Origin of the sequence: Streptococcus sanguinis (genome assembly GCF_003943655.1) — a bacterium.
Taxonomy (GTDB): Bacteria; Bacillota; Bacilli; order Lactobacillales; family Streptococcaceae; genus Streptococcus; species Streptococcus sanguinis_F.
Genome location: NZ_RJMM01000021.1, coordinates 1 through 20,614, shown reverse-complemented (window position 1 = coordinate 20,614; position 20,614 = coordinate 1). Strand labels below are relative to the sequence as shown.

Genomic DNA, 20,614 nt, shown 5'->3' with positions numbered 1-20,614 from the left:
TCCCATCTCACATACGATTTTTTCTAAGCTTAGCCCAGTAGAGCAGACGATTGACTCCTAGATGCGTGCCCGCCCCTAGGATGAGAATGCCCAGCATCTGCTGCCAAGACAGAGGGATATAGAAAAGCAAGAAAATAATACAGCCAATCAAAGAATCAATCTGGTCTATCCAGATAAAAGTCCATTTCCAGCCATTTTCCGCTGTCTTGCCCTCTCTGATTTCCAAACGGCGCTTGATAAAGCTATTGGGCAGCTCAAACAAAACATAAGCCAGCCCCAAAAGAGCCCCAAGGACCAGATTAAACAGCACGGTATTTTCGTAGAAAGCATAGACCATGTGCAACTTCTCTAGGCTAGGAATATTCTTCAAGAACAATCCCCAAAGGATCTGCGCCAAAGCTCCCCAGACAATCATGCCAAAGAAACCTTTCCAGGTCTTGTTAGCTCCAAAAAGCCTCTTCCCATCCTTTAAAATCAGCCCAGCATCCATCGGTTGGTATGCCCCCTCTAGCAGTGGAGACTTGCAAAAGATCATATTCAGAATCCCAGCCAAAATGACTGGCATCAGGGTGATATATAAAGCAAGAATCGAGCGCATAGTTATTTCCTATTCTCTTTATGAAAATCTGCTTGAAAAGATTAAGAGACTTCTCAAACTTTTATGACTTCATTATATCATAAGTCTCTAAAGCCCTTACACAACAAACTGTCAACAACTGTCACATCTGATTGTAGTACAAAAAAAAATTCGCTATTCTAACATTCTTATCTCTCCTTGCATCTATAACTGCNTGATTTTTCAAGACATACTAAGAGTTAGTAGCAACTAAATAAAATTGTAGATAATATATCAATCAATCTTCCTTTTATTATAAAAGGCTTTTAAAAAATTGTAAAGAAGAGCTTTATGATTCAAATTAAAAAACCAGCTTTTCAAGCTGGTTTGTCAGTTTATTCTCTGTCATCATAGCCATTTGGATGACTGGAATGCCATTTCCAAGCAGTTTCGATAATGGTTTCGATATTGTCAAATTTCGGCTGCCAGCCCAGAACTTTTCTGGCCTTCTCAGAGGAAGCAATCAGCGTATCCGGATCACCTGGGCGCCGCTCTGCTATTTCCAAAGGAATAGGATGGCCGGTCACCTTTCGAGCTGCTTCTACAATCTGCAGGTTGGAGAAACCAGTCGAAGAGCCAAGGTTAAAGGCATCTGAAGGATGGCCGGCACGTAGATGCTCAACAGCCAAAATATGGGCCTCAGCCAAGTCGAAAGGATGGACATAATCGCGTACATTAGTGCCGTCTGGAGTATCGTAATCATCGCCAAAGACGGCAATCTTCTCACGTTTGCCCTGAGCCACCTGAAGCACAATGGGCAAGAGGTGGGTTTCAGGTCCGTGGTCCTCGCCAATAGAGCCGTCGGGCTTGGCACCCGCCACATTGAAATAACGCAGGGCTACAAACTTGATGCCATAGGCCTGGTCCGCCCAACGCATAATGGTCTCCATCATAAGCTTGCTCTCACCATAAGGATTAATCGGCTTTTGCGGGGTCGTTTCCAGAATCGGCACTTCCTCAGGAATGCCATAAGTCGCAGCGGTTGAAGAAAAGACAATGTTTTTAACGCCGCATTCCTGCATGACCTCCAAAAGAGAAACCATGCCGGCTGTGTTATTGTCAAAATACTTGAGCGGGTCCGACATAGACTCTGCTACCAGTGAAAAAGCTGCAAAGTGAATGACTGCATCAATGGATGGATGTTTGGCAAAGACATCACGCATGAGGTCCTTATCCGCCAAATCCCCCTCATAAAAGACCGCTTTCGGATGGACGGCTGCCCTATGGCCAGTCACCAAATTATCAACGACGACTACCTCTTCCTTGCCTGCCGCTACTAGACGGTCTACCATGTGCGAGCCGATATAGCCAGCTCCACCTAATACTAAAATTGCCATAAAACTTCCTTTCCCTGTTACGCTAGATTCATTATAACACATTTCCTAGGGCTGGATGCCGACGGATTGGACAAAGCGCATGAAAGCTTCTTGCCCTTCCTCTGTTCGCTTGTAAACTCCAGCATCTTCCAGCACACGGCTGAAAATTTGTCCAACCGAAGCCTGAACTACTCCTTCCACCGTTTCAGCGGAAACATTTGGATTTTGGTCCTTGAGTTGATTGGCCCACTCCTGATGATAGGCAGCAACCTGACAGTTTTCTCCTAGTAGGAAAAGTTCCACCTGCTTGAGTTCTTCCTTGAGCCGAGGCGGCAGAATAGCCAGTCCCATCACCTCAATCAGACCGATATTTTCTTTCTTAATATGCTGCACATCCCTATGAGGATGGTAAATGCCGTCCGGATGTTCTGGGGAAGTTTGATTGTCCCGCAAGACCAAGTCCAGCGCAAAACATCCATCTTTCCTGCGAGCAATCGGTGTGATGGTATGGTGCGGCTCACACTCAGACTCTGCCAATACCTGCACACTAGGATCAGAATAAGTTCGCCAAGCTTGCAAGATCTTGTCAGCCAACTCAATCAAGTGTTCCTTCTTCTCAGACCTTAGACGAATGACGGACATGGGCCACTTGACAATGCCTGCTTCCACCTCATCAAAGCCGCTAAAAGTAAAGCTGCAATCCAGCTCTGCTATTTCCATAGGGAAAGTATGACGTCCGCCCTGATAGTGGTCGTGGGTCAGGATAGAGCCACCGACAATAGGCAGGTCGGCGTTGGAGCCAGCGAAATAACCCGGAAAGGTCTCCACGATGTCCAGCAAGCGCTCAAAGGTCAGCCGACTGATAGCCATGGGAAGGTGCTGGCTGTGCAGAAAGATGCAATGTTCATTAAAGTAGGCATAGGGCGAATACTGGAAGCCCCACTCCTGTCCAGCCAAGTCAAAACGGATAATCCGATGGTTAGCGCGGGCTGGGTGGTCCAAGCGACCTTGATAACCTTCATTTTCCATACAGAGCTGGCAGGCTGGATAATTGCTGTTCTTAGCCTTTTTAGCTGCCGCAATTTCCTTGGGATCCTTTTCTGGCTTAGAGAGATTAATGGTAATTTCCAAATCTCCATATTCAGTCGGTGCTTTGAAAGCAATGTTTTTAGTAATGGCCTTGACCTTGATGTAGTCATTTTTTTGACTAAGCTGGTAAAAATCAGCCACGGCTTGCTCGGGATTGGAGGCATAAGTCATCCAGAAGTCCCGATTGAGCTGGCTAGGGGCTGGGGTGATGAAGTTCATGAGCTCAGCTCCCAATATATCCTGCTCAGCCAGGGTATCACCAATCTTCCCATTCTTGACAGCCACAGCTACCAAGTCATCCTTAAGGTCAATTAGCTGCTCAGCCTCGGTCTCCTGCTCTGCCACTGCCTCTCCGACCAAAGCCATAACACGATTGCTCAGATAGATGGTGTCCATTTCTTCAAAAGTACTATTGTCAATCACTGCAGATACAAAAGCAGTCAGTAACTTCTTGGACATAGATCTTCCTTTCTCTTGCTAGTAAAGAGAGTGGGACAGAAATCGGTAATTCGTTAGAATTCGATTTCGTCGTCCCACCTCCGCACAGTTGATTAGGGCTGTAAAAGCTGATGAAATCAGCGTAATAGAGCCCACTCAACCACTGCGTCTTGCTCGACAATCCAAAGACAATTGAGAGGCTAGGACTTTTGTCCCAGACCCAAGTTCCTTTTCTGCCATTTAATCCAGCACTCGGCTTCCGCCAGCTACTTCTGCAATGTAAAAGCTAGGGGCGTAGCCGACAACCTCTTGATACTTGCGGCCGACATTTTCTTTGAAAGCTTCCACCGCATCCTTACCAACTAAAGCAATAGCACATCCGCCAAAGCCTGCCCCAGTCATACGAGCCCCCAGAACACCTTCTTGCTCCCAGGCCGTGTGAACCAAAGTGTCCAGCTCTAGACCAGTCACTTCATAGTCATGTTCCAAAGAAACGTGGGAAGCATTCATGAGACGGCCAAACTTTTCAAGATCGCCTGCCTGCAAAGCTGCCCGTGCTTGCAAGGTCCGTTTATTTTCCAAAACAGCATGGCGAGCCCGTTTGAGACGATTTTCGTCTTCTATCAGATAGCTATACTCATCAAAGGCCCACTCGTCCAACTCACCCAAGGTAGCGATAGACAGCTTGCGGTTAAGTTCTTCAACAGCTTTTTCACACTCAGCACGGCGCTCATTGTACTTAGAATCCGCCAACTCACGGCGCTTATTGGTATTCATAATCACTACGACATTGTCCTTGAGATCAAGCGGTACCAAATCATACTCAAGAGTATTTGTATCTAAGTAAATAGCTCGCTGGTCAGCACCCATTCCGATAGCAAACTGATCCATAATACCAGAATTAACCCCGATAAATTCATTCTCAGTTAATTTACCGATTTTGACTAAGTCCAGCCGCTCCAAGTTCAAATCAAAAAGTTTCTCAGCAATGATACCAGTTAATAGCTCTAGCGATGCTGAAGACGACAAGCCAGATCCATTGGGAATATTTCCATAAACATAGACATCCATTCCTCGGTCAATTGTATGACCCGCCTCCTGCAGAAAATGCAGAACTCCTTTCGGATAGTTGGTCCAGTTATGCTCAGGCTCAAAGTGCAGGTTTTCCAGTGGTACTTCAATAATCCCTTTTTCTTCAAAATTCCCTGAGAAGAATCGCAAGAGCTGATCGTCCCGTTTGCGAGCCGCTCCATAAGTTCCTAGAGAAATTGCTGCAGGAAAGACATGGCCACCGTTATAATCCGTATGCTCACCAATCAGATTGATCCGACCAGGTGAAAAGAAAGTGTGATCCGCTTCTACTCCAAAAATTTTGGCAAAATCTGCGCGGATTTGCTCTACTGAAATGACATTTGACATAAGCTAAACTCCTTTAAAATGAATGATCGATATTGTAATCGTTTTCTTAATTTTATTATAACTGTTTCCGAGTAAAACTTCAATAAATTTAGTAAAATTTTAGTTAACAAATTGCCGCAATAATATTTACTAAATTCTTCTTTGTTATTTACTAATTTTTGAGTTATAATTTATGTAGACAGTAAATTAAAAAGGACCAAATCAAATGGCTACTATCAAAGATATCGCCCAGACTGCTGGTGTTTCCCCCGCAACTGTTTCGCGGGTTTTGAACTATGACAAGTCCATGTCTGTCAGTGATGAGACGCGTAAAAAGATTTTCGATATCGCAGAACAGCTCAACTACAAAAAAAGCAACAGGCAGAAAAAGACTTTGCCTCAGACCCATCGCATTGCCATTGTTGAATGGTATACAGAGCTGGAAGAGCTGGATGATCTTTACTACTACTCTATCCGCTTAGGCATCGAAAAGAAAGCCCAGGGACTGGACTATGATATCGTGCGGATTTTCAACAACGACTCTCTGAGCCAGCTAGAGCAGATTGACGGCATCATTGCCATCGGAAAATTCAGCAGCAAGCAAGTCAAGGAGCTAGAGCAATACAGTCCTGCCCTGGTTTTCGTGGATAGCGATACGCTCGACCAAGGCCACAGCTGTGTGACAACGGACTTTGAGCATGCCGTTACTCATGTTCTCGACCATTTTCTTCAGCAGGGCTTTCGAGAAATCGGTATGATTGCTGGACGTGAAGAGACCGCAGACGGAACGACAAGTCTTGACGATCCGCGCTTGGCCTGCTTCTGCCGTTACCTTAGTGACAAAGGTCTTTATCAGCCGACTTATGTCAAGACAGGCAAGTTCTCCTCAGAGTCTGGCTACCAGCTGATGAAAGACATGATTGACAAACAAAAAGAACAGATGCCCAAAGCATTCTTCATAGCCAGCGATGCTCTGGCTGTCGGTGCCCTCCGTGCTCTTCAGGAAGCGAGAATAGCTGTTCCCCAAGATATCCAGATTATTTCCTTTAATGATACATCCATTGCCAAATACGTCTATCCGCCTCTCAGTACTGTGACAGTCTTTACAGAGGAAATGGGCAAGCAAGCTCTGCAGATGCTGGACCAGATGATTAAAACTGACGAAAGCCTCATCCCTTACATGATCAAGCTCTCAACCAAGCTGACACTAAGAGAAAGCAGCCTTTAAGCTAGAAAGACCGCCTATGAAAACCTACGAAAAAATCTTTGACATCCTCAGTCAGGCTGACGACTATGTCAACGGTGAAAAAATAGCCCAAGAATTGGGCATTTCACGAACTTCCATTTGGAAGGCCATTCAAAAATTGGAGAAAGAAGGCATCCAAATCGAATCCGTCAAGAACCGAGGCTATCGATTGACAGCGGGTGACTTGCTGATTCCTGATTGGATTGAGGAACACTCACCTGTTCAGGTCTCCTTTAATTCTGACTGCCAGTCCACTCAGATGGATGCCAAGGCTGGCATGGAGGCCGGACGCCCTGCCGACACTCTCTATCTAGCCGCTGCCCAATCTGCTGGCCGTGGCCGTTTCGGTCGTGCTTTCTTCTGCCCCAGCCAGGGCGGCTTTTACATGTCTCTCCACCTCAAGCCCAACCTCCCCTTCGACCAGCTCCCCTCCTATACAATCTTGACCGCAGGAGCTATCTACAAGGCAGTAAAAAATCTAACCCTCATGGAAGTTGATATCAAGTGGGTCAACGACATTTACTTTCGAAACAAGAAAATTTCCGGCATCTTGACTGAGGCTACGACTTCTATTGAGACAGGACTCGTCACTGATGTTATCATTGGTGTTGGCTTTAATTTTTTCATTAAAGACTTTCCAGCTGAGATTAAAGAAAAAGCTGGCTCCCTCTTTGAAGAGAAACCAGCCATTAGTCGCAATGAGCTCATTGCCGAGATTTGGAAATGCTTCTACGAAAGTGACCCAGAAGAGCTCATCTATCTCTACAAGCAGCGTTCCTTGGTGCTGGGACGACAAGTGACCTTTAGCCAAAAAGGCGTGGACTACCAAGGTTTAGCCAAGGACATCTCAGACAGCGGACAATTACTAGTCCAGCTGACAGATGGTCAGGAAATCTGGCTCAACAGCGGTGAAGTCTCGCTGACTAGTTGGTAATCAAAAATTTCATTTCAAAAGGACTGAGTCTCATAGCTCAGTCCTGTTTTCATTATTTCGGTCCTAAATGTTTATCGATTTCATCCACAATCCGCCCCATGACATAGGAAATCTGCAGATTGCGCAGCACTAAAACTGCCCAGAAAGCAGCCATGAAATAGCGCCCCGCCATGATGGATTCATTGAAAAAATAGGTTTCTAAGGCTGTGAAAACAGCCATCACAATAAATTGTCGTCTGTTCATAGATTTATTATAACACGAAAGCCTAGAAAAATCTTTTTTTAATCCTCTTGAATGGTAATTTTTTCTGCTAAAAAGTCAAATCCCTCTGGAATCAAGCTTTCCTCTTCCTTCTCTTCAACCTCTGCCTTGCCATTGCGGCTGCGAGCCGAAAAATCCGCCCGAATCTTGGTCCACTCTTCCAAAGAAATGGCCAAAATTTCTGGTGAAAATCCCGCCGCATTGCTGAGGATATTGCCAAACATGGTATTGAGGTTGTCCCGCTTCATAGTCTGCTCAGCGTTGAAATTAGACTCAAAAGCTAAGATAGCATGACTTTCATTGGCGGCCACTGGCTGCGAGCCTGCCAGCAAGGCCCTATCAGCTCCAGCCAGACTTTCGATAATCTCACCCCAAGCATTCTGCAGCTTAGTCAGATTGCTGCGAGCCAGGCTAGGATTCTCAACAGCCTCTTCTAGGATGGCATTGACCTTATTACGGTCTGCTCGATAGCCCTTAGACTTCTGCGGTCGAATATCTGAAGTTTTGACAGCTGCTGCAGGTTTTCCATTGCCATTAGCCACTTGCTGCTTGAGACTATCTATCTCTTGTCTCAATCCCTTGAGTTCATCAGCTAGATTATCCGGAATAGCTGCCAACGTAGAATGGCTACTGGTCTCTGCCAGTCGAATGGTCATCATTTCTGTATAAATCTTGGGCTGCAGGCTGTTCTTGATGTCTGCCAAACTCTTGGTCGCCATATCTATCATGGCAAAGAGAGTGTCCTGCGGTGTCTTGAGATTTTCCAGAAAAAACTCGCTAGCGTGATGATTCTCCCCACCAGTTTTGACAATAATCAAGTCGCGCAGATATTGCAGGAGGTCCGTCACAAAACGGGCCATATTTTTGCCGCTGTCAAAAATCAGATTGAGATTATCCAAGGCGCCAACTGCATCATGAGCAATCAAGGCTGCTACATAGGCATCCAAGGCTCCCAAGCTGATAGATCCAGTGATTTCTTCAGCTATGTCTGTAGTCAAACGATTTTCCTGAGTTAAGCTAAGAGCCTGATCGAGGATAGACAAGGCATCCCGCATACCACCTTCCGCTCGACGGGCAATAATCTGCACACCTTCCTGCTCAAAATCAATCCCTTCCTGCTCCAAAATCCACTCAATATGTCCAATAATGTCCTGCGTCTTGATAGACTTAAACTCAAAACGCTGGACACGTGAAAGAATGGTCGCTGGAATCTTGTGCAGCTCTGTCGTTGCTAAGATAAAAACCACATTTTCTGTCGGTTCTTCCAAGGTCTTGAGCAAGGCGTTAAAAGCCCCTGTCGAGAGCATGTGCACCTCGTCGATGATATAGACCTTGTGCTTGGCCAGACTAGGCGCATAGGTAGACTTGTCCCGAATATCACGAATCTCATCTACTCCATTATTAGAAGCAGCATCAATTTCGATAACATCTTCAAGGCTTCCCTCAGTAATAGCCTGGCAAATATAGCAGTCATTGCAGGGCTCGCCGTCCTTTTGATTCGGACAGTTCATAGCCTTGGCAAAAATCTTAGCAACACTGGTTTTTCCTGTTCCACGAGGGCCAGAGAAGAGATAGGCATGGCTGATTTTCCCTTGCTCAACAGCCTGCCGGAGAGTGGTGGCCACTACCTGCTGACCCACCAGCTGACCAAAAGTCTGACTGCGGTACTTCCGATATAAAGCTTGATACATTAGGCTTTTTCTCCAAACATTTCAAAAATCCAAGTCGTTTTTTCAAGCAAAATCTGGACAAATTTTTCCAGATATTCCTGATCTACCTTATCATAATCACCCGTCAAGGCTGAGTCCAAATCCAGCACTCCTAGCAGGCGACCGTCTTTTACCATGGGCACCACAATTTCACTCTTAGCCCGGCTATCACAGGAGATATAGTTGGCATGCCGGGTCACATCATCCACGATAATCGTCTGCTCTTTCTCCGCGGATTCCCCACAGACACCCTTACCTAAGGTAATATGGACACAGGAAACACCGCCCTGAAAAGGCCCCAAAATTAGCTCCTTCCCATCAAAAAGATAGAAACCCGCAAAAACAGAATTAAGAAGAGCTTGATTGAGCAGAGCGCTAGCATTGGAAAGATTGGCCAAAACATTGGTCTCGCCCTCCAACAAGGCTTCCAACTGAGCCAATAAAAGTTGATAATTTGAAATTTTTTCTTTTGTGTTCATAGAGTCTATTATATCAAAAAGCCGGTCTTTCAACCAAGCTTTTCTTTAATTTTGTTATTCAAAAATTCATCAATCAGTCTATTTACAATATCGGGTTGGTCGGTATTAGAATTATGTCCCGCCTTATCAATCCATTGAACAGACTTCCCAGTATTTTTTTCATAGGCTTTCAAATATCGTATACAAGACCCTGCACGATCTTCTTTTCCACATATAACCAATTGTGGACATTTTACTTCATAAGAAAGTTTCTTCTCTACTGCTTCTGAAAATATCTTATATCCGTATCCCGCAAGACGAGCATACCTTTTTTGATCGCCATCATAAACCATCATCATATCATACATCAGTTTTCTTCCATAGTCTGTTGTTGATACGCTTTTAGGGCCTGATTTCAAAAGAGATTTCCATGGATAGATTCTATAAATTGCCTCCATATTTTTTAAGAGCCACAACTCCATAGCTGTATAATAGTTCCTTTGCAGGGAAGGTGAATCAATCGTAACAAGGCCTTTTAATTTCTCAGGAAAAAGTTGAGCATAAACCTGTCCTATATATCCTCCCATTGACTGACCAATTACTATTGGATTTTTTATTCTCTCTTTGACAAATATTCTATCCAGCCAACTTGCTAAATCAAATAAAGTAAAATCGAGACGAAATGGATAAGATGAAGCGTGTCCAGGTGCATCCCAAACCAAGACTCTATATGTATCTTTAAAATATTCTATTTGTTTTTCAAATAACCTATGGTCAGCAGTTAGCCCAGGTAAAAAGATAAGAGCACTTTCGGATGATTCATCAACCTCATTTGTCCAATAGTGAATGACTCCACTTGATGTTTCGTATGTCTTTTCAATCAAAATACTACACCCGCATTCTTATTTATTTTCCACCAAAACCTTCACTTCCTCATCCTCCACCAGCACTGCTTGGCGATTATTAAGGGGCAGCAAATTAAGCTTGTCTCCATAAGTATTTAGGATTGCCTGAACACTTTCAGCAAAGGGTTCTTCGCCAACATGAGGCAGGAGATAAAAATCTGCCTCATGTAACGCCACCGTATCAGACAGTTCCCCTGCTACTTCCTTATCGTCCATAAGTCTGATGTAGTCAATATCCTCAGCAGTGATAACAGCGCCAGCAGATTCTCCCACATAGACCATGTCGTCTGCAATCTGCTCTTTTATCAAGGACAGAAGGTGCTTTTTCTTTAGTTCTTGCAAAAGGTAAAAGGTATTGCCACCAGAGACATAGAGAAGCTTGCTTTGGAAAATTTTGGCCTGAGCTGTCTCTCTATCACAAGCTGAAATATCCAAGACCTCTACTTGAAATCCCAAGTCCTCAAAGGTTTGCAGGGCTTCATCAATATAACCCCTGTACTCTTCTACATTTCCAGCCGTCGGTATAAACAGTACTTGTTTGCCCAATTGCTTTTCAGATACATATTGTCTGAACAAGTCCTTGACTCCTGCAAAATAAGAGCATATAAATAATTGTTTCATAGGATACCTCCTTATTTTTTCCTGATTTTATAAAGAATCCATTGACCCTTTCTTTGGCTATTGATGAGATGTAAGTCCAAATCTGTCAAATAGTTTTCTAGTTTTTCTTGCTTTGTAAAGTCTGGTTGGTAATAAGCTAATTTGCTCCATTCACATGCCAGTAGAATGATTCCATCTGGCTTAAGTTCTAGGAACGCCTGAGTTAGATTCGATTAATAAAAATGAGTTTAAAATGCCGTAATCAAATCAAATTCTTTGATTGGTACATTAAGTAAAGAAAAGCAAGAATAATCAGAAAGCCAATAATTGAATAAATCATCTGTCCCCCCTCTCGTATCTTCCGCCATAAAGCTTTTTAGCTTCCTCTGTATAGTTCTTGATAAAATCCGTTTTCGCCTCTGTATAGGCATCACGGTTGTGCTCATATTGCTTCCATAAGGATAGCTTGAGCTTTTCATAGTCTTTAGCTACAACAGGGTGCTCCTGTAAATAGTCTCTAAAGTAAAGTTCATCATGATCGCCCTCATAGCGCAGATGCAGATGGAAAACCCGCTCGGCAAAACCACTCGGTGTGTAGCCTTTATTAAATGACATCCGCCCTTGGCTTTCTGACATGAGCAGATAACCATTTTGCAGCAGCAAGTCTCTCATTACCGCCGTATCTGTTTCTTTGGGAATTTCTAGCAAGATATCCACTATTGGCTTAGCCCAGATGGTCTCAAGAGATGTCGAACCGATATGACTAATCCGAACCAGCTGATTTGCAGGCAAAAAACTCAAAAGCCGAAGCCGTTCCTCCGCATACCAGTCTTTCCACTCATCCTGATGCTCTCTTAAAAAAATCGGAAAAAGCTGCCACAGCTCCTCAAGTGACATTTCCTCTAAAGATGGACTCATAAGCACCTCCTTAGGTAATTTATACAAGCGTTTTCTCTAGTTACGATTATAGAAAAAATACACATCCTAGTCAAACCTCGCACTTATTGAACAAATATTTATTTTTGTAATATTTTTGAAAAGTTTTAGTTGTCAAACAATCTATTTTTTAGTAGAATGATGTCGGAGATATATTATTTAAAAGGAGTTCTTTATGAAAAAGTTTAGGTTTGGCACTTGGCTTGTCCTGTCAGCCGGCTCTTTGTTGTTACTTTCACAGGCTCTTCCTGCAGAAAATGTTGCTGCTAATCAGAAGAACCAGATTAAGGTCCAGCTGCTCAACCATAGCGATGAAACAGCTATTGGCACTCTGGAGTTGAATGGGGAGTATCAGCTAAAGCTTGGAAAAAAGGACAAATACGGTCGGGCTACTGCTGCTCATGTCCAAATGCAGGAGCAACACAAAGCCAAAAAGAAAAAGGAGACCAAGGTCACTTACAACCCCATCGGTTGGCACAATTACAAATTTTACTACGGTAATGGAGATGATCGGGCTTGGCTCATGAATCGCGCTCACCTGATTGGCTTCACTTTCAGCGGCCTCAATAACGAAGGGAAAAACCTCGTTCCGNTGACCGCTTGGCTCAACTCCGGCAGTTTCCAAGGACTGGATGATAATAATCCAGATAGCATGATCTATTATGAACATCGCTTGGAGCGCTGGTTAGAGGAAAATCCTGATTATTGGCTGGATTACAAGGTTACTCCGATTTATACGGACAATGAGCTTCTTCCTCGCAAGATTGAGCTCCAGTATGTCGGGCTTGACGCAGAAGGCAGTGTTGTCAGCATTCAGCTAGGGGGCAAGGAAACCATAGATGAAGACGGAATGTCTCATGTCATCCTGGACAATGTCTCTCCAAATGCAGAGATTGACTACCAAACAGGCACTGCTGTCAATACCATGATTGAGTAGAATTACAGATAAAAACACAAAAACAGACCATCCTTACTATGATGATCTGTTTTTTATTTATTTTTACCAATAAAGACAGCCGTAAACAAGCAGGACTGCAATCATACTGAAAAGCGAGCCAATCAGGTAGTATTCAGCAAAGGACTGGCTTTCTGAAATCTTATTATAGCGGGCGATAGACTTAGCTGTAAAAACTAGCCCAATGGCAGTAAACTGTCCGAAAATAAGAGACAGTCCCATAATCAAGCGCTCCAAAATCCCAATCATGGCACCAGCCCCCGCAATAGTCTCTCCGCTGTCTTCCCCTGCCTGATACTTGCTGAAGAAGAGTTTAAAGAGGATATTAATTGGCTTACCAGTCAGGGAAAAGAAAAAGAGAGCCTGCAGCATGAGGTAGCGCTCAGACAGCCAATTAGGAGCTGGAATTTGCTGCTGTCCTAAGAGGAAATAAAGAGCAAAAATGCTAATCAGATGCAAGATCTGATCCAATATAAAGGCAAACTTTTGAGCATGATGCCGGACAATCAAAGAATTCAGCCTATTCTTCAAGAAGTCAATAAGCGCATGACTGAGCCAGACCAAGGCGAAATATAGCAGATAATTAGGTAAGATGAGACCCAAGAGCAACAGGGGCAAGAGAACAATTCCCAAATGAAGAATTAAGAAATTCATCCGACGGCTTTTTAGGTCGGCCATTTTCTGACTTTGAAGCTGAAAATCAGCTAACACATGAGCCAGCAAAGTCAATACAAGAATCGGATTCTGCATGAAAAATTCTGAAAATCCCATAAAATTTGTCATTGTTCAGCCTCCTTTGCTGCCTGTAAAATCATTCTCATAGCTAAACGGCGATTTCTCAGATAGATCTTCAGTCCAGACGACTTCAGCCGCTTACTAAGCGCACTGGGACTAATCTGCAGCAGCTCTGCCATTTCCCCATGAGAAAAATTCTCGTCATAGATATATTCCTTGAGCATCTGCTCTAGAACCTCTCTCTGACTGCTATTCCACTTACTCTGGATAAATGAAGTAGCTGCCAGCACCGTATTGACCGCCTGACTGAGCTCTTCATCTCCCAAGGATACAGCTATACGGCTGCTGCCGTAGTCGTTCTTCTCGTGAATAGCCTCAATGGCTGCGCGTGCCCTCCAGTAGGCCGGACCGTCGGCACCAATACTCTGCTCCCGATTGATGTCCGTCACAATCTCCCCCAAACCAAGCCCAAAGCGAATCGGATGAGGAAAGCCCAAGGCAATCTGATCAAGGAGCTGCATGATTTCTGGATTAGGCCGCAGCAAAGCCTGAAACTCATCTCCAGTCGTTACCGTGAAAGGTGACACCAGATAATCCTGATAATCCTGATTTAGCACTGCCATCATGTCCTGCAGGTCCTTCTGAGCCTGCTTACGATTTTTCAGCTGTTTGGATTCTATTAAATCTCCAATAAGAGCAATATAAAGCATACCAAACCTCCTTTAAGTCCATTATAAAGGAAAATTTTAAAAATGTCTATTTAAACGGCAACTTTTTAGAATATCCATTGTAAAGGAAAGACTATTTTTTCTTTTTAGGTACTGGTAAGGCAGGGTAGGCTGCTTCAATCAGATTACAGAGAAAGGCAGCATCTTCTACTTCTTCTATACGAAGCATCGGCTTTGCGCCTGGATAAGGAGTTTCATAGACTGGATTTTCAAAAAAATCCAGAGCTGGCTGGACTGACTTGAGAAGCAAGCGATTGTCATAAATCCCGCCGAATAAGCGACCCCGATAATAAAGCAAATACTCTCCCATCATCTTGCGAAAGCTAATTTCTTGGCCTAAGCCCTGCAGCTGCTTCAGAATAAAATCCAAATATTCTTGACTAGATGCCATCGGAACACCTCCATGAATTGATACTTTATTATACCAAAAATGAATGAAGATTTCCTAACTAAGAGATCAACTCATCTCCTCCAATCCGTAGTCTGTCTATGCTCAAGTAAGCAAAAAAAGCTAGACCATACAAGTCTAACTCTTTTACTTCTTATTTTTTTAAAAGTCCTTCCTTGACCAGATAATCACGCGCGATATTTTCGGCCTTTTTACCTTCAATACCAACTTGATAATTCATCTGGCTCATCTGGCTTTCCGTAATTTTGCCAGATAGCTTATTGAAAATACCTTCCAATTCAGGGTGTTTTTCGAGCAATTCAGCTTTCATGAGAGGTGCTCCTTGATAAGGAGGGAAAAGGTGCTTATCGTCTTCTAAAACTTGTAAATCATAACGCGCAAGTTCTGCGTCAGTCGAATAGGCATCCGTGATTTGAATATCACCCGATTGGATAGCTTGGTAGCGAAGGGCTGGCTCCATAGTTGACACATTGAGATTCAATCCATAGACAGACTGGAGTCCCTTGTTCCCATCTTCACGGTCGTTAAACTCTAAGGTAAACCCTGCCTTGAGCTTGTCTTGGACTGCCTTAAGGTCAGAGATGGTTTTAAGATTGTATTCTTTAGCAACACTCTTAGGTACAGCAATCGCATAGGTATTTTGATAAGCCATGTGATTTAGCAAGACTAGATTGTCCTGTTTTCTGATTCCATCACGTGCTGCTTCAAAAACTTCTTCAGCATCATTGCTGACCTTTGGAGCAGGCTGCAAGAGAGTTCCAGTAATCGTACCGGTAAACTCAGGATAGATATCAATATCGCCTTTTTTCAGAGCTTGATAAAGGAAGTCTGTCTTACCAAAGTTTGGCTTGACTGTCACAGTCATATCCGTATTTTCCTCAATGAGAAGTTTATACATATTCATGAGAATTTCTGGTTCTGGACCTAATTTCCCAGCTATAACCAGATGATCCTTCTCCTGCTTGGGAAGCAGACTCGGTGTGTAAGACGCGCCGAGGCCGAGGATTAAGACCGCAAAAGCTGTAAATACCGTCCGAAGCTTAGCCTTTTCCATCCATTTAAGGAGACTGTTGAAAAGAATTGCCAAAACTGCAGATGAAATTGCCCCAATCAAGATCAGACTGGCATTGCGACGATCAATTCCTAGAAGGATAAAGGAACCTAGTCCACCAGCTCCGACAAGGGCCGCTAAAGTTGCTGTCCCGATAATCATAACCGTTGCTGTCCGAATTCCAGAAACGATGACGGGCATTGCTAGAGGCAGTTCAAACTTTTTGAGTCGTTCCCACTTGGTCATCCCAAAGGCGATTCCAGCTTCTTCTAAACTAGGATCAATCCCATTCAAAGCCGTGACGGTATTTTCTAAAATCGGGAAAATAGCGTAAATCACCAGAGCAGTCAGTGCCGGCAGTGTACCAATCCCCATGAGGGGGATAAAGAGTCCCAGCAAGGCCATTGAAGGAATGGTTTGAAAGATTCCCGCAATTTGCAGCACCCAATTAGCTGCCTTTTTGTGACTATGAAGATAAATAGCGAGCGGAATGGTCAGGAAGATGGCCACTAGTAAGGTCAGAAGAGACAGCTGGAGGTGTTGTCCTATGGCTGCTAACCATTCGCCAAAGCGCTCCTGAAAGGTAGAAAACAAATTAGCCATGTTGAACACCTCCAAATAAATCTGCTACGAAGCTGGTCGCAGGTGCAGATAAGATTTCCTCAGGTGTCGCCACTTGACGAATCTCCCCGTCCTGCAGAACAGCAATCCGATTCCCCAATTTCAAGGCCTCATCCGTGTCATGGGTCACAAAGATTGTTGTCATCCCAAACTGGTCGTGGATACTCTTGGTCAAGCTCTGCAATTGCTTACGCGAGATGGCATCAAGAGCTGAAAAAGGCTCGTCCATCAGCAGGATTTTGGGTTGAGCGATAATGGCACGGACAATGCCCACCCGCTGCTGCTCACCACCAGACAGCTCACTCGGCATACGCTGAGCATAGTCTTCAGCAGGCAAGCCTACTAGCTTCAGCAATTCATCGGTCTTCTGCTGAATCTCTGCCTTGCTCCATCCTTTCATCTCAGGAATGAGAGCAATATTTTCAGCCACAGTTAGGTTTGGGAAGAGGGCAATCGCCTGTAAGACATAGCCTGTAGAAAGGCGTAACTCACGCTCATCATAGTCTTTGATGCGCTTGCCATCCATATAGATATTGCCATCTGTTGGCTCTAAAAGACGGTTGATCATCTTGAGCATGGTTGTCTTACCGGACCCAGAAGGACCTACTAAAACCATGAACTCTCCATCCTCAATCTGTAAGTTGACATCTCTCAAGACATCCTTTTCTGTATAGCGTAGCGCTACATTTTTATATTCAATCATTCTTTCTCCTCACTTTAAAACTTCCCACGATTCGTCAAGTCTTCTACCTTAGGCATGACTTCTTTATTGTCCCAATGCTCTACAATCAATCCATTATCATCCAAAACGAACAGTTCCATTGTAACACTTGTGATTTCAACTATCAAGAATTTTGTTCTATTTCCAAGTAATTTTAAACTGGGGGTAAAGAAAAAAGCAGGTTTAACCTGCTTTAAAATCTAAAATTTATCGTTTCCGATTGATGTATCTGTTGAACAAAATGGTCATAATTTTCAGCTTCTTGAGGAATAAGAATGGACCACTTTTTCAAGAGCGCCCTGTAACCTGCTAATTTACCTATTTCGTTATCAACAACCTTCTCTACACTTGGGAAAATAAGTCCAGCTTTCTCAGCTTCTAAAATATAAGAATAGGAAATCAACTGAAACAAGTCCTCTCGGTTTATCCCTTTTTCAGTAAACTCCAGTTTTTTATATTTAGCATCTAAAACAATCTTTCGTTCTCTGTCATAAAAATCTGGATATACTTTTCGTTTCCCACCAGAAAATACTAAGATACCTTCTTTTTTTTCTTTATTACGAGGATGGATGAAACCTTTTGGCAACAAGGTGTAAACATACTCTTCCCAAAGCCAAGCAATATCAAAGAGAACACCGTGTATTTTTTGCTCTTGAAATCCTAAACCGTGCTTTTCTCTACTCAGAATCAACAGACAGAGTTCCTGTAATTTTCTATATTNTCTAAAATAGGCATGACGGATAGGTTTAGTTTGATTTAGTCTGATAATCTTAACACGATCAGCTATTTTATAAGACGGAGTCACACGAATAATTTCTGTTACATTTTCACGATTAGCATCAAATACTCCACTTCCAATTATTTTCTGATTCTTAATATACTCAATGGTGTGTCGAATCAGCTGCATCAATGGATTATCATAAGTAAATTCTCTAGTAGTGTAGGAAATATTTCCCATAAAAGGAACATTTTTCTTAAGATGTTTTCCTACATCAATCGCTCCCTTCACATGGCTATCATTATTGAAAAATCGCTGGTACTCCTTATAAAGCCCTTTTCTCAAAGCCGCTTGCAGATATTTTGGAAAGAGGTAAACCAATAGTTGATAGAGTTTATCTTCGCTAGATAAACCAACATCCAAGTTAGTGAGATTGATATTTAGGACCTTCTGCAATAGATAATGTAAAAAATAGTCGTTATTAGCATTTGAAAAACGAGAGGAAATCGTTAATCTTTCCTGACCGTAACCCAGAAAACCAATCACATTTCCTGTCTTAATATTCCGATTTACAGTTTCAAAAATTTTCTGGTCCTTGTCCAAGTCAGAAGTATTTTTCAACTCATTTGGAAAAATGAAAATACTATCCTCTTTAGAAAGGCTTTCTAAAGTTCTATCTAAAAGTACCTGACTAATTTTTGGATAGATTTCAACAAAATCCTCTTTTTTTATCAGCTGCTGATTATCTGTTATCCTTATCGTCATTTCCATCGCTTTCATTGTCACCAGTTATTGACCGATTGGTTTGCTCATTGCTTGTCTTATCAAATGCCTTTTTCAAAGTTTCTAAAGTCTCAACCTCATCATAAGAACCTCGCAAGTAGTCTTCTAGGAGCGGCTTAATATAATCAGACCAGAGCAACTCATAGTCAAAGTCTACTTCCTGCAACTTAAGGAAATAACTTGGTCCAACATGATAATGACTATTGAGCTCTTCTACTTTTTCTATGGCAGCATTCAAGTTTCTTAGACGCATTTTCGCTTCTTCAGCTCCATATCCAAGAGGTTCATCAAGCATTCCCAGCTGACTTTCAGCCGCGATTTCTACAAAACGGAAACGACGGCGCATGGCAAAATCAAAGGTATCTACCGAGCGGTCAATATCATTCATTGTTCCGATGATGTAGACATTTTCAGGAATATAAAACTTCTTATTAGTTTCATGTAAATTAGCATATTGGGTCGAAACCTCTCCATCCTTACCACGATAGCCCGGATCAATAGAGAAAAAAAGTTCACCAAAAATCTTAGAAATCTCACCACGATTGATTTCATCTATGATGAAGACGAATTTCTTGTCTATGTCAATCGTTGGGGATACATAATCAGATAAGCCATAACTTTCTTTCATGTGATCCAAAACAATTTTTTGATAAGTTTCGTACTTTAACTTAGTCTCCTCACCCTTATATAAAAGATATACTTTTTCTTTGGTGGCAACAGGAGAATCAAACTTCACATTCCCTTGACTGTTTAAACTGGCTGGAACCGAACTACGAGGGAACAAATATTGCCCCTGTTTCTCATTGATAGCATTGGTTAGCTTAGTCCAAGTCTCTTCAAAATTATCTTGTCCTCCAGTCTTCTGAGCGTCTCTAGCCTTCTGACAAAACTTCTTAAAAATACCATCTTGTAGCTTAAACTCAATAATCCCATCCCCATTTGATACTGGTCTCAGTCCTTCTACAAAATCTGTATAGTCATAAGATGGATGAAACTGTACAAATCCAATTTGGTCTTCATTTCCACCAGTTAACTCTAAGGCAATTTCTTTAGCAAGATAGGTTTTACCTGTACCGGGCGCACCACGGAGGATGAGGTTTTGGGATGAAAGTAAAATATTCTTATATTTGTTAATATTTTCTAACATATTTATATCTTTCTTTTTTAATTCTCTATAAAAACTAGTAAAATAGTCATAAAACTCTTTTAAGGTATCGCTAGGTTTACCAGTTGATTCCAACTCTAAATCTTTAACAAAGTATTTATGACCTAATTCTTCATCTCGATTATCACTATACCATTTTACTATTTTAAATTCTGTAAGTTCAAAACTTTGGAAACCACATCTTATATTTATCCATAAGTTATCAATGTCACTCAGTCGATAACCAAAGTAAGGTGATTTAATATATCCATTACCACTCTTTGGACCAAAATGACCTGTGTTAAGCATTTCAACTTTGTATGGAATATTATCAATAATAACTGCAGGATAGATAGCCTTAGCACCATCAAATTTCTGAGAACGTTTAATCCTAATATCTTTTGAATTATAGAGATTTGCTTGATTAACAAATTTTGATAAAAATTCTCTGAAAGCTGTGTAACACTCTATATCCGTCCCTCCTTTTACAAACTCATACGATTTGTCTATAAAAGGTAAAACCTCATTCAATGAGTCTTCACTATCAATAATATACTCAGCATCAAGCGTCCATCCAAACGAATCTGGTTTCTTATCAAATAAAAAAACATCTGATTCTTGAAGACTTTTTGATAAAATAGCAATTTTTATTCTTTTACTCTGAAAACTAACCTCAATGAAGTTTTGTAATTTTCCTTTCTGATTCTCAACCTGAAAAGAAACATAGCTTTTTGTTCTATTTTCAATCGCATCTGGAAACTCTGCTTTTATTCTTTCTAAAAAATCTGCTTTTTTTATCATTTAAACTTTATCTCCCTTTCTTCATCTCTATAGTCATATAA

General features: G+C 42.3%; 20 protein-coding genes and 2 pseudogenes. 3 read left to right on the top strand and 19 right to left on the bottom strand.

From position 1 onward, the window contains the following. Positions 1-7: 7 nt before the first annotated feature. The 4 genes from D8886_RS08885 to D8886_RS08865 form a co-directional block, all read right to left on the bottom strand. Positions 8-598, bottom strand: a complete 591-nt coding sequence (locus D8886_RS08885) for a CDP-archaeol synthase (RefSeq protein WP_125435195.1) — start codon at positions 596-598, stop codon at positions 8-10. A gap of 353 nt (positions 599-951) precedes the next feature. Then, positions 952-1,953, bottom strand: coding sequence for a UDP-glucose 4-epimerase GalE (gene galE, locus D8886_RS08880; protein WP_185761286.1), 1,002 nt, complete (start codon positions 1,951-1,953; stop codon positions 952-954). 45 nt (positions 1,954-1,998) lie between these two features. Continuing rightward, positions 1,999-3,480, bottom strand: coding sequence for a UDP-glucose--hexose-1-phosphate uridylyltransferase (galT, locus tag D8886_RS08875; protein ID WP_125435191.1), 1,482 nt, complete (start codon positions 3,478-3,480; stop codon positions 1,999-2,001). 219 nt (positions 3,481-3,699) lie between these two features. Then, positions 3,700-4,878 (bottom strand): galactokinase, encoded by a 1,179-nt coding sequence (locus D8886_RS08865; protein WP_125435189.1) that lies wholly within the window; start codon positions 4,876-4,878, stop codon positions 3,700-3,702. Between the two features lie 205 nt (positions 4,879-5,083). Between D8886_RS08865 and D8886_RS08860 the strand changes: the two genes are divergently transcribed. Together D8886_RS08860 and birA are read left to right on the top strand one after the other, a co-directional pair. Further along, positions 5,084-6,085: a LacI family DNA-binding transcriptional regulator gene (locus D8886_RS08860; protein ID WP_125435187.1), complete on the top strand. Its 1,002-nt coding sequence runs from the start codon at positions 5,084-5,086 to the stop codon at positions 6,083-6,085. Between the two features lie 16 nt (positions 6,086-6,101). Continuing rightward, positions 6,102-7,037 carry a bifunctional biotin--[acetyl-CoA-carboxylase] ligase/biotin operon repressor BirA gene (gene birA / locus D8886_RS08855; RefSeq protein ID WP_125435185.1) on the top strand — a complete coding sequence of 312 codons (936 nt, stop codon included), beginning with the start codon at positions 6,102-6,104 and terminating at the stop codon, positions 7,035-7,037. A gap of 52 nt (positions 7,038-7,089) precedes the next feature. Here birA and D8886_RS08850 read toward each other — a convergent pair whose 3' ends face one another. From D8886_RS08850 to D8886_RS08825, 7 genes and pseudogenes are all read right to left on the bottom strand, one after another. Then, on the bottom strand, positions 7,090-7,281 hold the full coding sequence (locus tag D8886_RS08850) for a DUF3272 domain-containing protein (RefSeq protein ID WP_002895701.1): 192 nt from the start codon (positions 7,279-7,281) through the stop codon (positions 7,090-7,092). 38 nt (positions 7,282-7,319) lie between these two features. Beyond that, entirely contained in the window at positions 7,320-8,990 is a 1,671-nt protein-coding gene (gene dnaX, locus D8886_RS08845) for a DNA polymerase III subunit gamma/tau (protein ID WP_125435183.1), read from the bottom strand. Further along, positions 8,990-9,487: a free L-methionine (R)-S-oxide reductase MsrC gene (gene msrC, locus D8886_RS08840; RefSeq protein WP_125435181.1), complete on the bottom strand. Its 498-nt coding sequence runs from the start codon at positions 9,485-9,487 to the stop codon at positions 8,990-8,992. The genes dnaX and msrC overlap by 1 nt, the downstream gene beginning before the upstream one ends. Before the next feature lie 29 nt (positions 9,488-9,516). Then, the gene (locus D8886_RS08835; protein WP_125435179.1) at positions 9,517-10,350 is read right to left on the bottom strand and encodes an alpha/beta fold hydrolase; all 834 of its coding nucleotides are present in this window, start codon (positions 10,348-10,350) and stop codon (positions 9,517-9,519) included. A gap of 18 nt (positions 10,351-10,368) precedes the next feature. Continuing rightward, positions 10,369-10,992, bottom strand: a complete 624-nt coding sequence (locus D8886_RS08830; protein WP_125435177.1) for a Type 1 glutamine amidotransferase-like domain-containing protein — start codon at positions 10,990-10,992, stop codon at positions 10,369-10,371. An 11-nt stretch (positions 10,993-11,003) separates the two neighbouring features. Beyond that, positions 11,004-11,261, bottom strand: a pseudogene (locus tag D8886_RS11830) (class I SAM-dependent methyltransferase); the annotation flags it as partial. A 46-nt stretch (positions 11,262-11,307) separates the two neighbouring features. Continuing rightward, on the bottom strand, positions 11,308-11,889 hold the full coding sequence (locus D8886_RS08825; RefSeq protein ID WP_125435175.1) for a GrpB family protein: 582 nt from the start codon (positions 11,887-11,889) through the stop codon (positions 11,308-11,310). 193 nt (positions 11,890-12,082) lie between these two features. On the opposite strand from D8886_RS08825, the gene D8886_RS08820 reads away from it, so the two are divergent. Further along, positions 12,083-12,844 carry a DNA/RNA non-specific endonuclease gene (locus tag D8886_RS08820; protein ID WP_125435173.1) on the top strand — a complete coding sequence of 254 codons (762 nt, stop codon included), beginning with the start codon at positions 12,083-12,085 and terminating at the stop codon, positions 12,842-12,844. A gap of 63 nt (positions 12,845-12,907) precedes the next feature. Here the strand turns inward: D8886_RS08820 and D8886_RS08815 are convergent, their stop codons facing one another. The 8 genes and pseudogenes from D8886_RS08815 to D8886_RS08785 form a co-directional block, all read right to left on the bottom strand. Beyond that, a complete protein-coding gene (locus D8886_RS08815; protein WP_125435171.1) occupies positions 12,908-13,645 on the bottom strand; it encodes a DUF3307 domain-containing protein in 738 nt (245 codons plus the stop codon). Beyond that, on the bottom strand, positions 13,642-14,307 hold the full coding sequence (locus D8886_RS08810; RefSeq protein WP_002904334.1) for a SatD family protein: 666 nt from the start codon (positions 14,305-14,307) through the stop codon (positions 13,642-13,644). Before D8886_RS08810 ends, D8886_RS08815 begins: the two co-directional genes overlap by 4 nt. 91 nt (positions 14,308-14,398) lie before the next feature. Next, complete coding sequence (locus tag D8886_RS08805) at positions 14,399-14,716, bottom strand: TfoX/Sxy family protein (protein ID WP_125435169.1); 318 nt, start codon at positions 14,714-14,716, stop codon at positions 14,399-14,401. A 151-nt stretch (positions 14,717-14,867) separates the two neighbouring features. Beyond that, the gene (locus tag D8886_RS08800) at positions 14,868-16,388 is read right to left on the bottom strand and encodes an ABC transporter permease/substrate-binding protein (protein ID WP_125352722.1); all 1,521 of its coding nucleotides are present in this window, start codon (positions 16,386-16,388) and stop codon (positions 14,868-14,870) included. After that, on the bottom strand, positions 16,381-17,109 hold the full coding sequence (locus D8886_RS08795) for an ABC transporter ATP-binding protein (RefSeq protein WP_125352724.1): 729 nt from the start codon (positions 17,107-17,109) through the stop codon (positions 16,381-16,383). The genes D8886_RS08800 and D8886_RS08795 overlap by 8 nt, the downstream gene beginning before the upstream one ends. A gap of 14 nt (positions 17,110-17,123) precedes the next feature. Next, positions 17,124-17,207 (bottom strand): annotated as a pseudogene (locus tag D8886_RS11930) (nuclear transport factor 2 family protein); the annotation flags it as partial. Positions 17,208-17,320: 113 nt separating this feature from the next. After that, positions 17,321-18,625 (bottom strand): McrC family protein, encoded by a 1,305-nt coding sequence (locus D8886_RS08790; RefSeq protein ID WP_125435167.1) that lies wholly within the window; start codon positions 18,623-18,625, stop codon positions 17,321-17,323. Then, on the bottom strand, positions 18,588-20,573 hold the full coding sequence (locus D8886_RS08785; RefSeq protein WP_125435165.1) for an McrB family protein: 1,986 nt from the start codon (positions 20,571-20,573) through the stop codon (positions 18,588-18,590). Before D8886_RS08785 ends, D8886_RS08790 begins: the two co-directional genes overlap by 38 nt. Positions 20,574-20,614 lie beyond the last annotated feature (41 nt).

Excerpts from the sequence above, each read along its gene's own strand:
- D8886_RS08860 (WP_125435187.1), top strand. The coding sequence starts at position 5,084 with ATGGCTACTATCAAAGATATCGCCCAGACTGCTGGTGTTTCCCCCGCA.
- msrC (WP_125435181.1), bottom strand. The coding sequence starts at position 9,487 with ATGAACACAAAAGAAAAAATTTCAAATTATCAACTTTTATTGGCTCAG.
- D8886_RS08800 (WP_125352722.1), bottom strand. The coding sequence starts at position 16,388 with ATGGCTAATTTGTTTTCTACCTTTCAGGAGCGCTTTGGCGAATGGTTA.
- D8886_RS08810 (WP_002904334.1), bottom strand. The coding sequence starts at position 14,307 with ATGCTTTATATTGCTCTTATTGGAGATTTAATAGAATCCAAACAGCTG.
- D8886_RS08785 (WP_125435165.1), bottom strand. The coding sequence starts at position 20,573 with ATGATAAAAAAAGCAGATTTTTTAGAAAGAATAAAAGCAGAGTTTCCA.
- D8886_RS08825 (WP_125435175.1), bottom strand. The coding sequence starts at position 11,889 with ATGAGTCCATCTTTAGAGGAAATGTCACTTGAGGAGCTGTGGCAGCTT.
- D8886_RS08795 (WP_125352724.1), bottom strand. The coding sequence starts at position 17,109 with ATGATTGAATATAAAAATGTAGCGCTACGCTATACAGAAAAGGATGTC.
- D8886_RS08815 (WP_125435171.1), bottom strand. The coding sequence starts at position 13,645 with ATGACAAATTTTATGGGATTTTCAGAATTTTTCATGCAGAATCCGATT.
- D8886_RS08865 (WP_125435189.1), bottom strand. The coding sequence starts at position 4,878 with ATGTCAAATGTCATTTCAGTAGAGCAAATCCGCGCAGATTTTGCCAAA.
- dnaX (WP_125435183.1), bottom strand. The coding sequence starts at position 8,990 with ATGTATCAAGCTTTATATCGGAAGTACCGCAGTCAGACTTTTGGTCAG.
- D8886_RS08830 (WP_125435177.1), bottom strand. The coding sequence starts at position 10,992 with ATGAAACAATTATTTATATGCTCTTATTTTGCAGGAGTCAAGGACTTG.
- D8886_RS08850 (WP_002895701.1), bottom strand. The coding sequence starts at position 7,281 with ATGAACAGACGACAATTTATTGTGATGGCTGTTTTCACAGCCTTAGAA.
- D8886_RS08805 (WP_125435169.1), bottom strand. The coding sequence starts at position 14,716 with ATGGCATCTAGTCAAGAATATTTGGATTTTATTCTGAAGCAGCTGCAG.
- galT (WP_125435191.1), bottom strand. The coding sequence starts at position 3,480 with ATGTCCAAGAAGTTACTGACTGCTTTTGTATCTGCAGTGATTGACAAT.
- galE (WP_185761286.1), bottom strand. The coding sequence starts at position 1,953 with ATGGCAATTTTAGTATTAGGTGGAGCTGGCTATATCGGCTCGCACATG.
- birA (WP_125435185.1), top strand. The coding sequence starts at position 6,102 with ATGAAAACCTACGAAAAAATCTTTGACATCCTCAGTCAGGCTGACGAC.
- D8886_RS08885 (WP_125435195.1), bottom strand. The coding sequence starts at position 598 with ATGCGCTCGATTCTTGCTTTATATATCACCCTGATGCCAGTCATTTTG.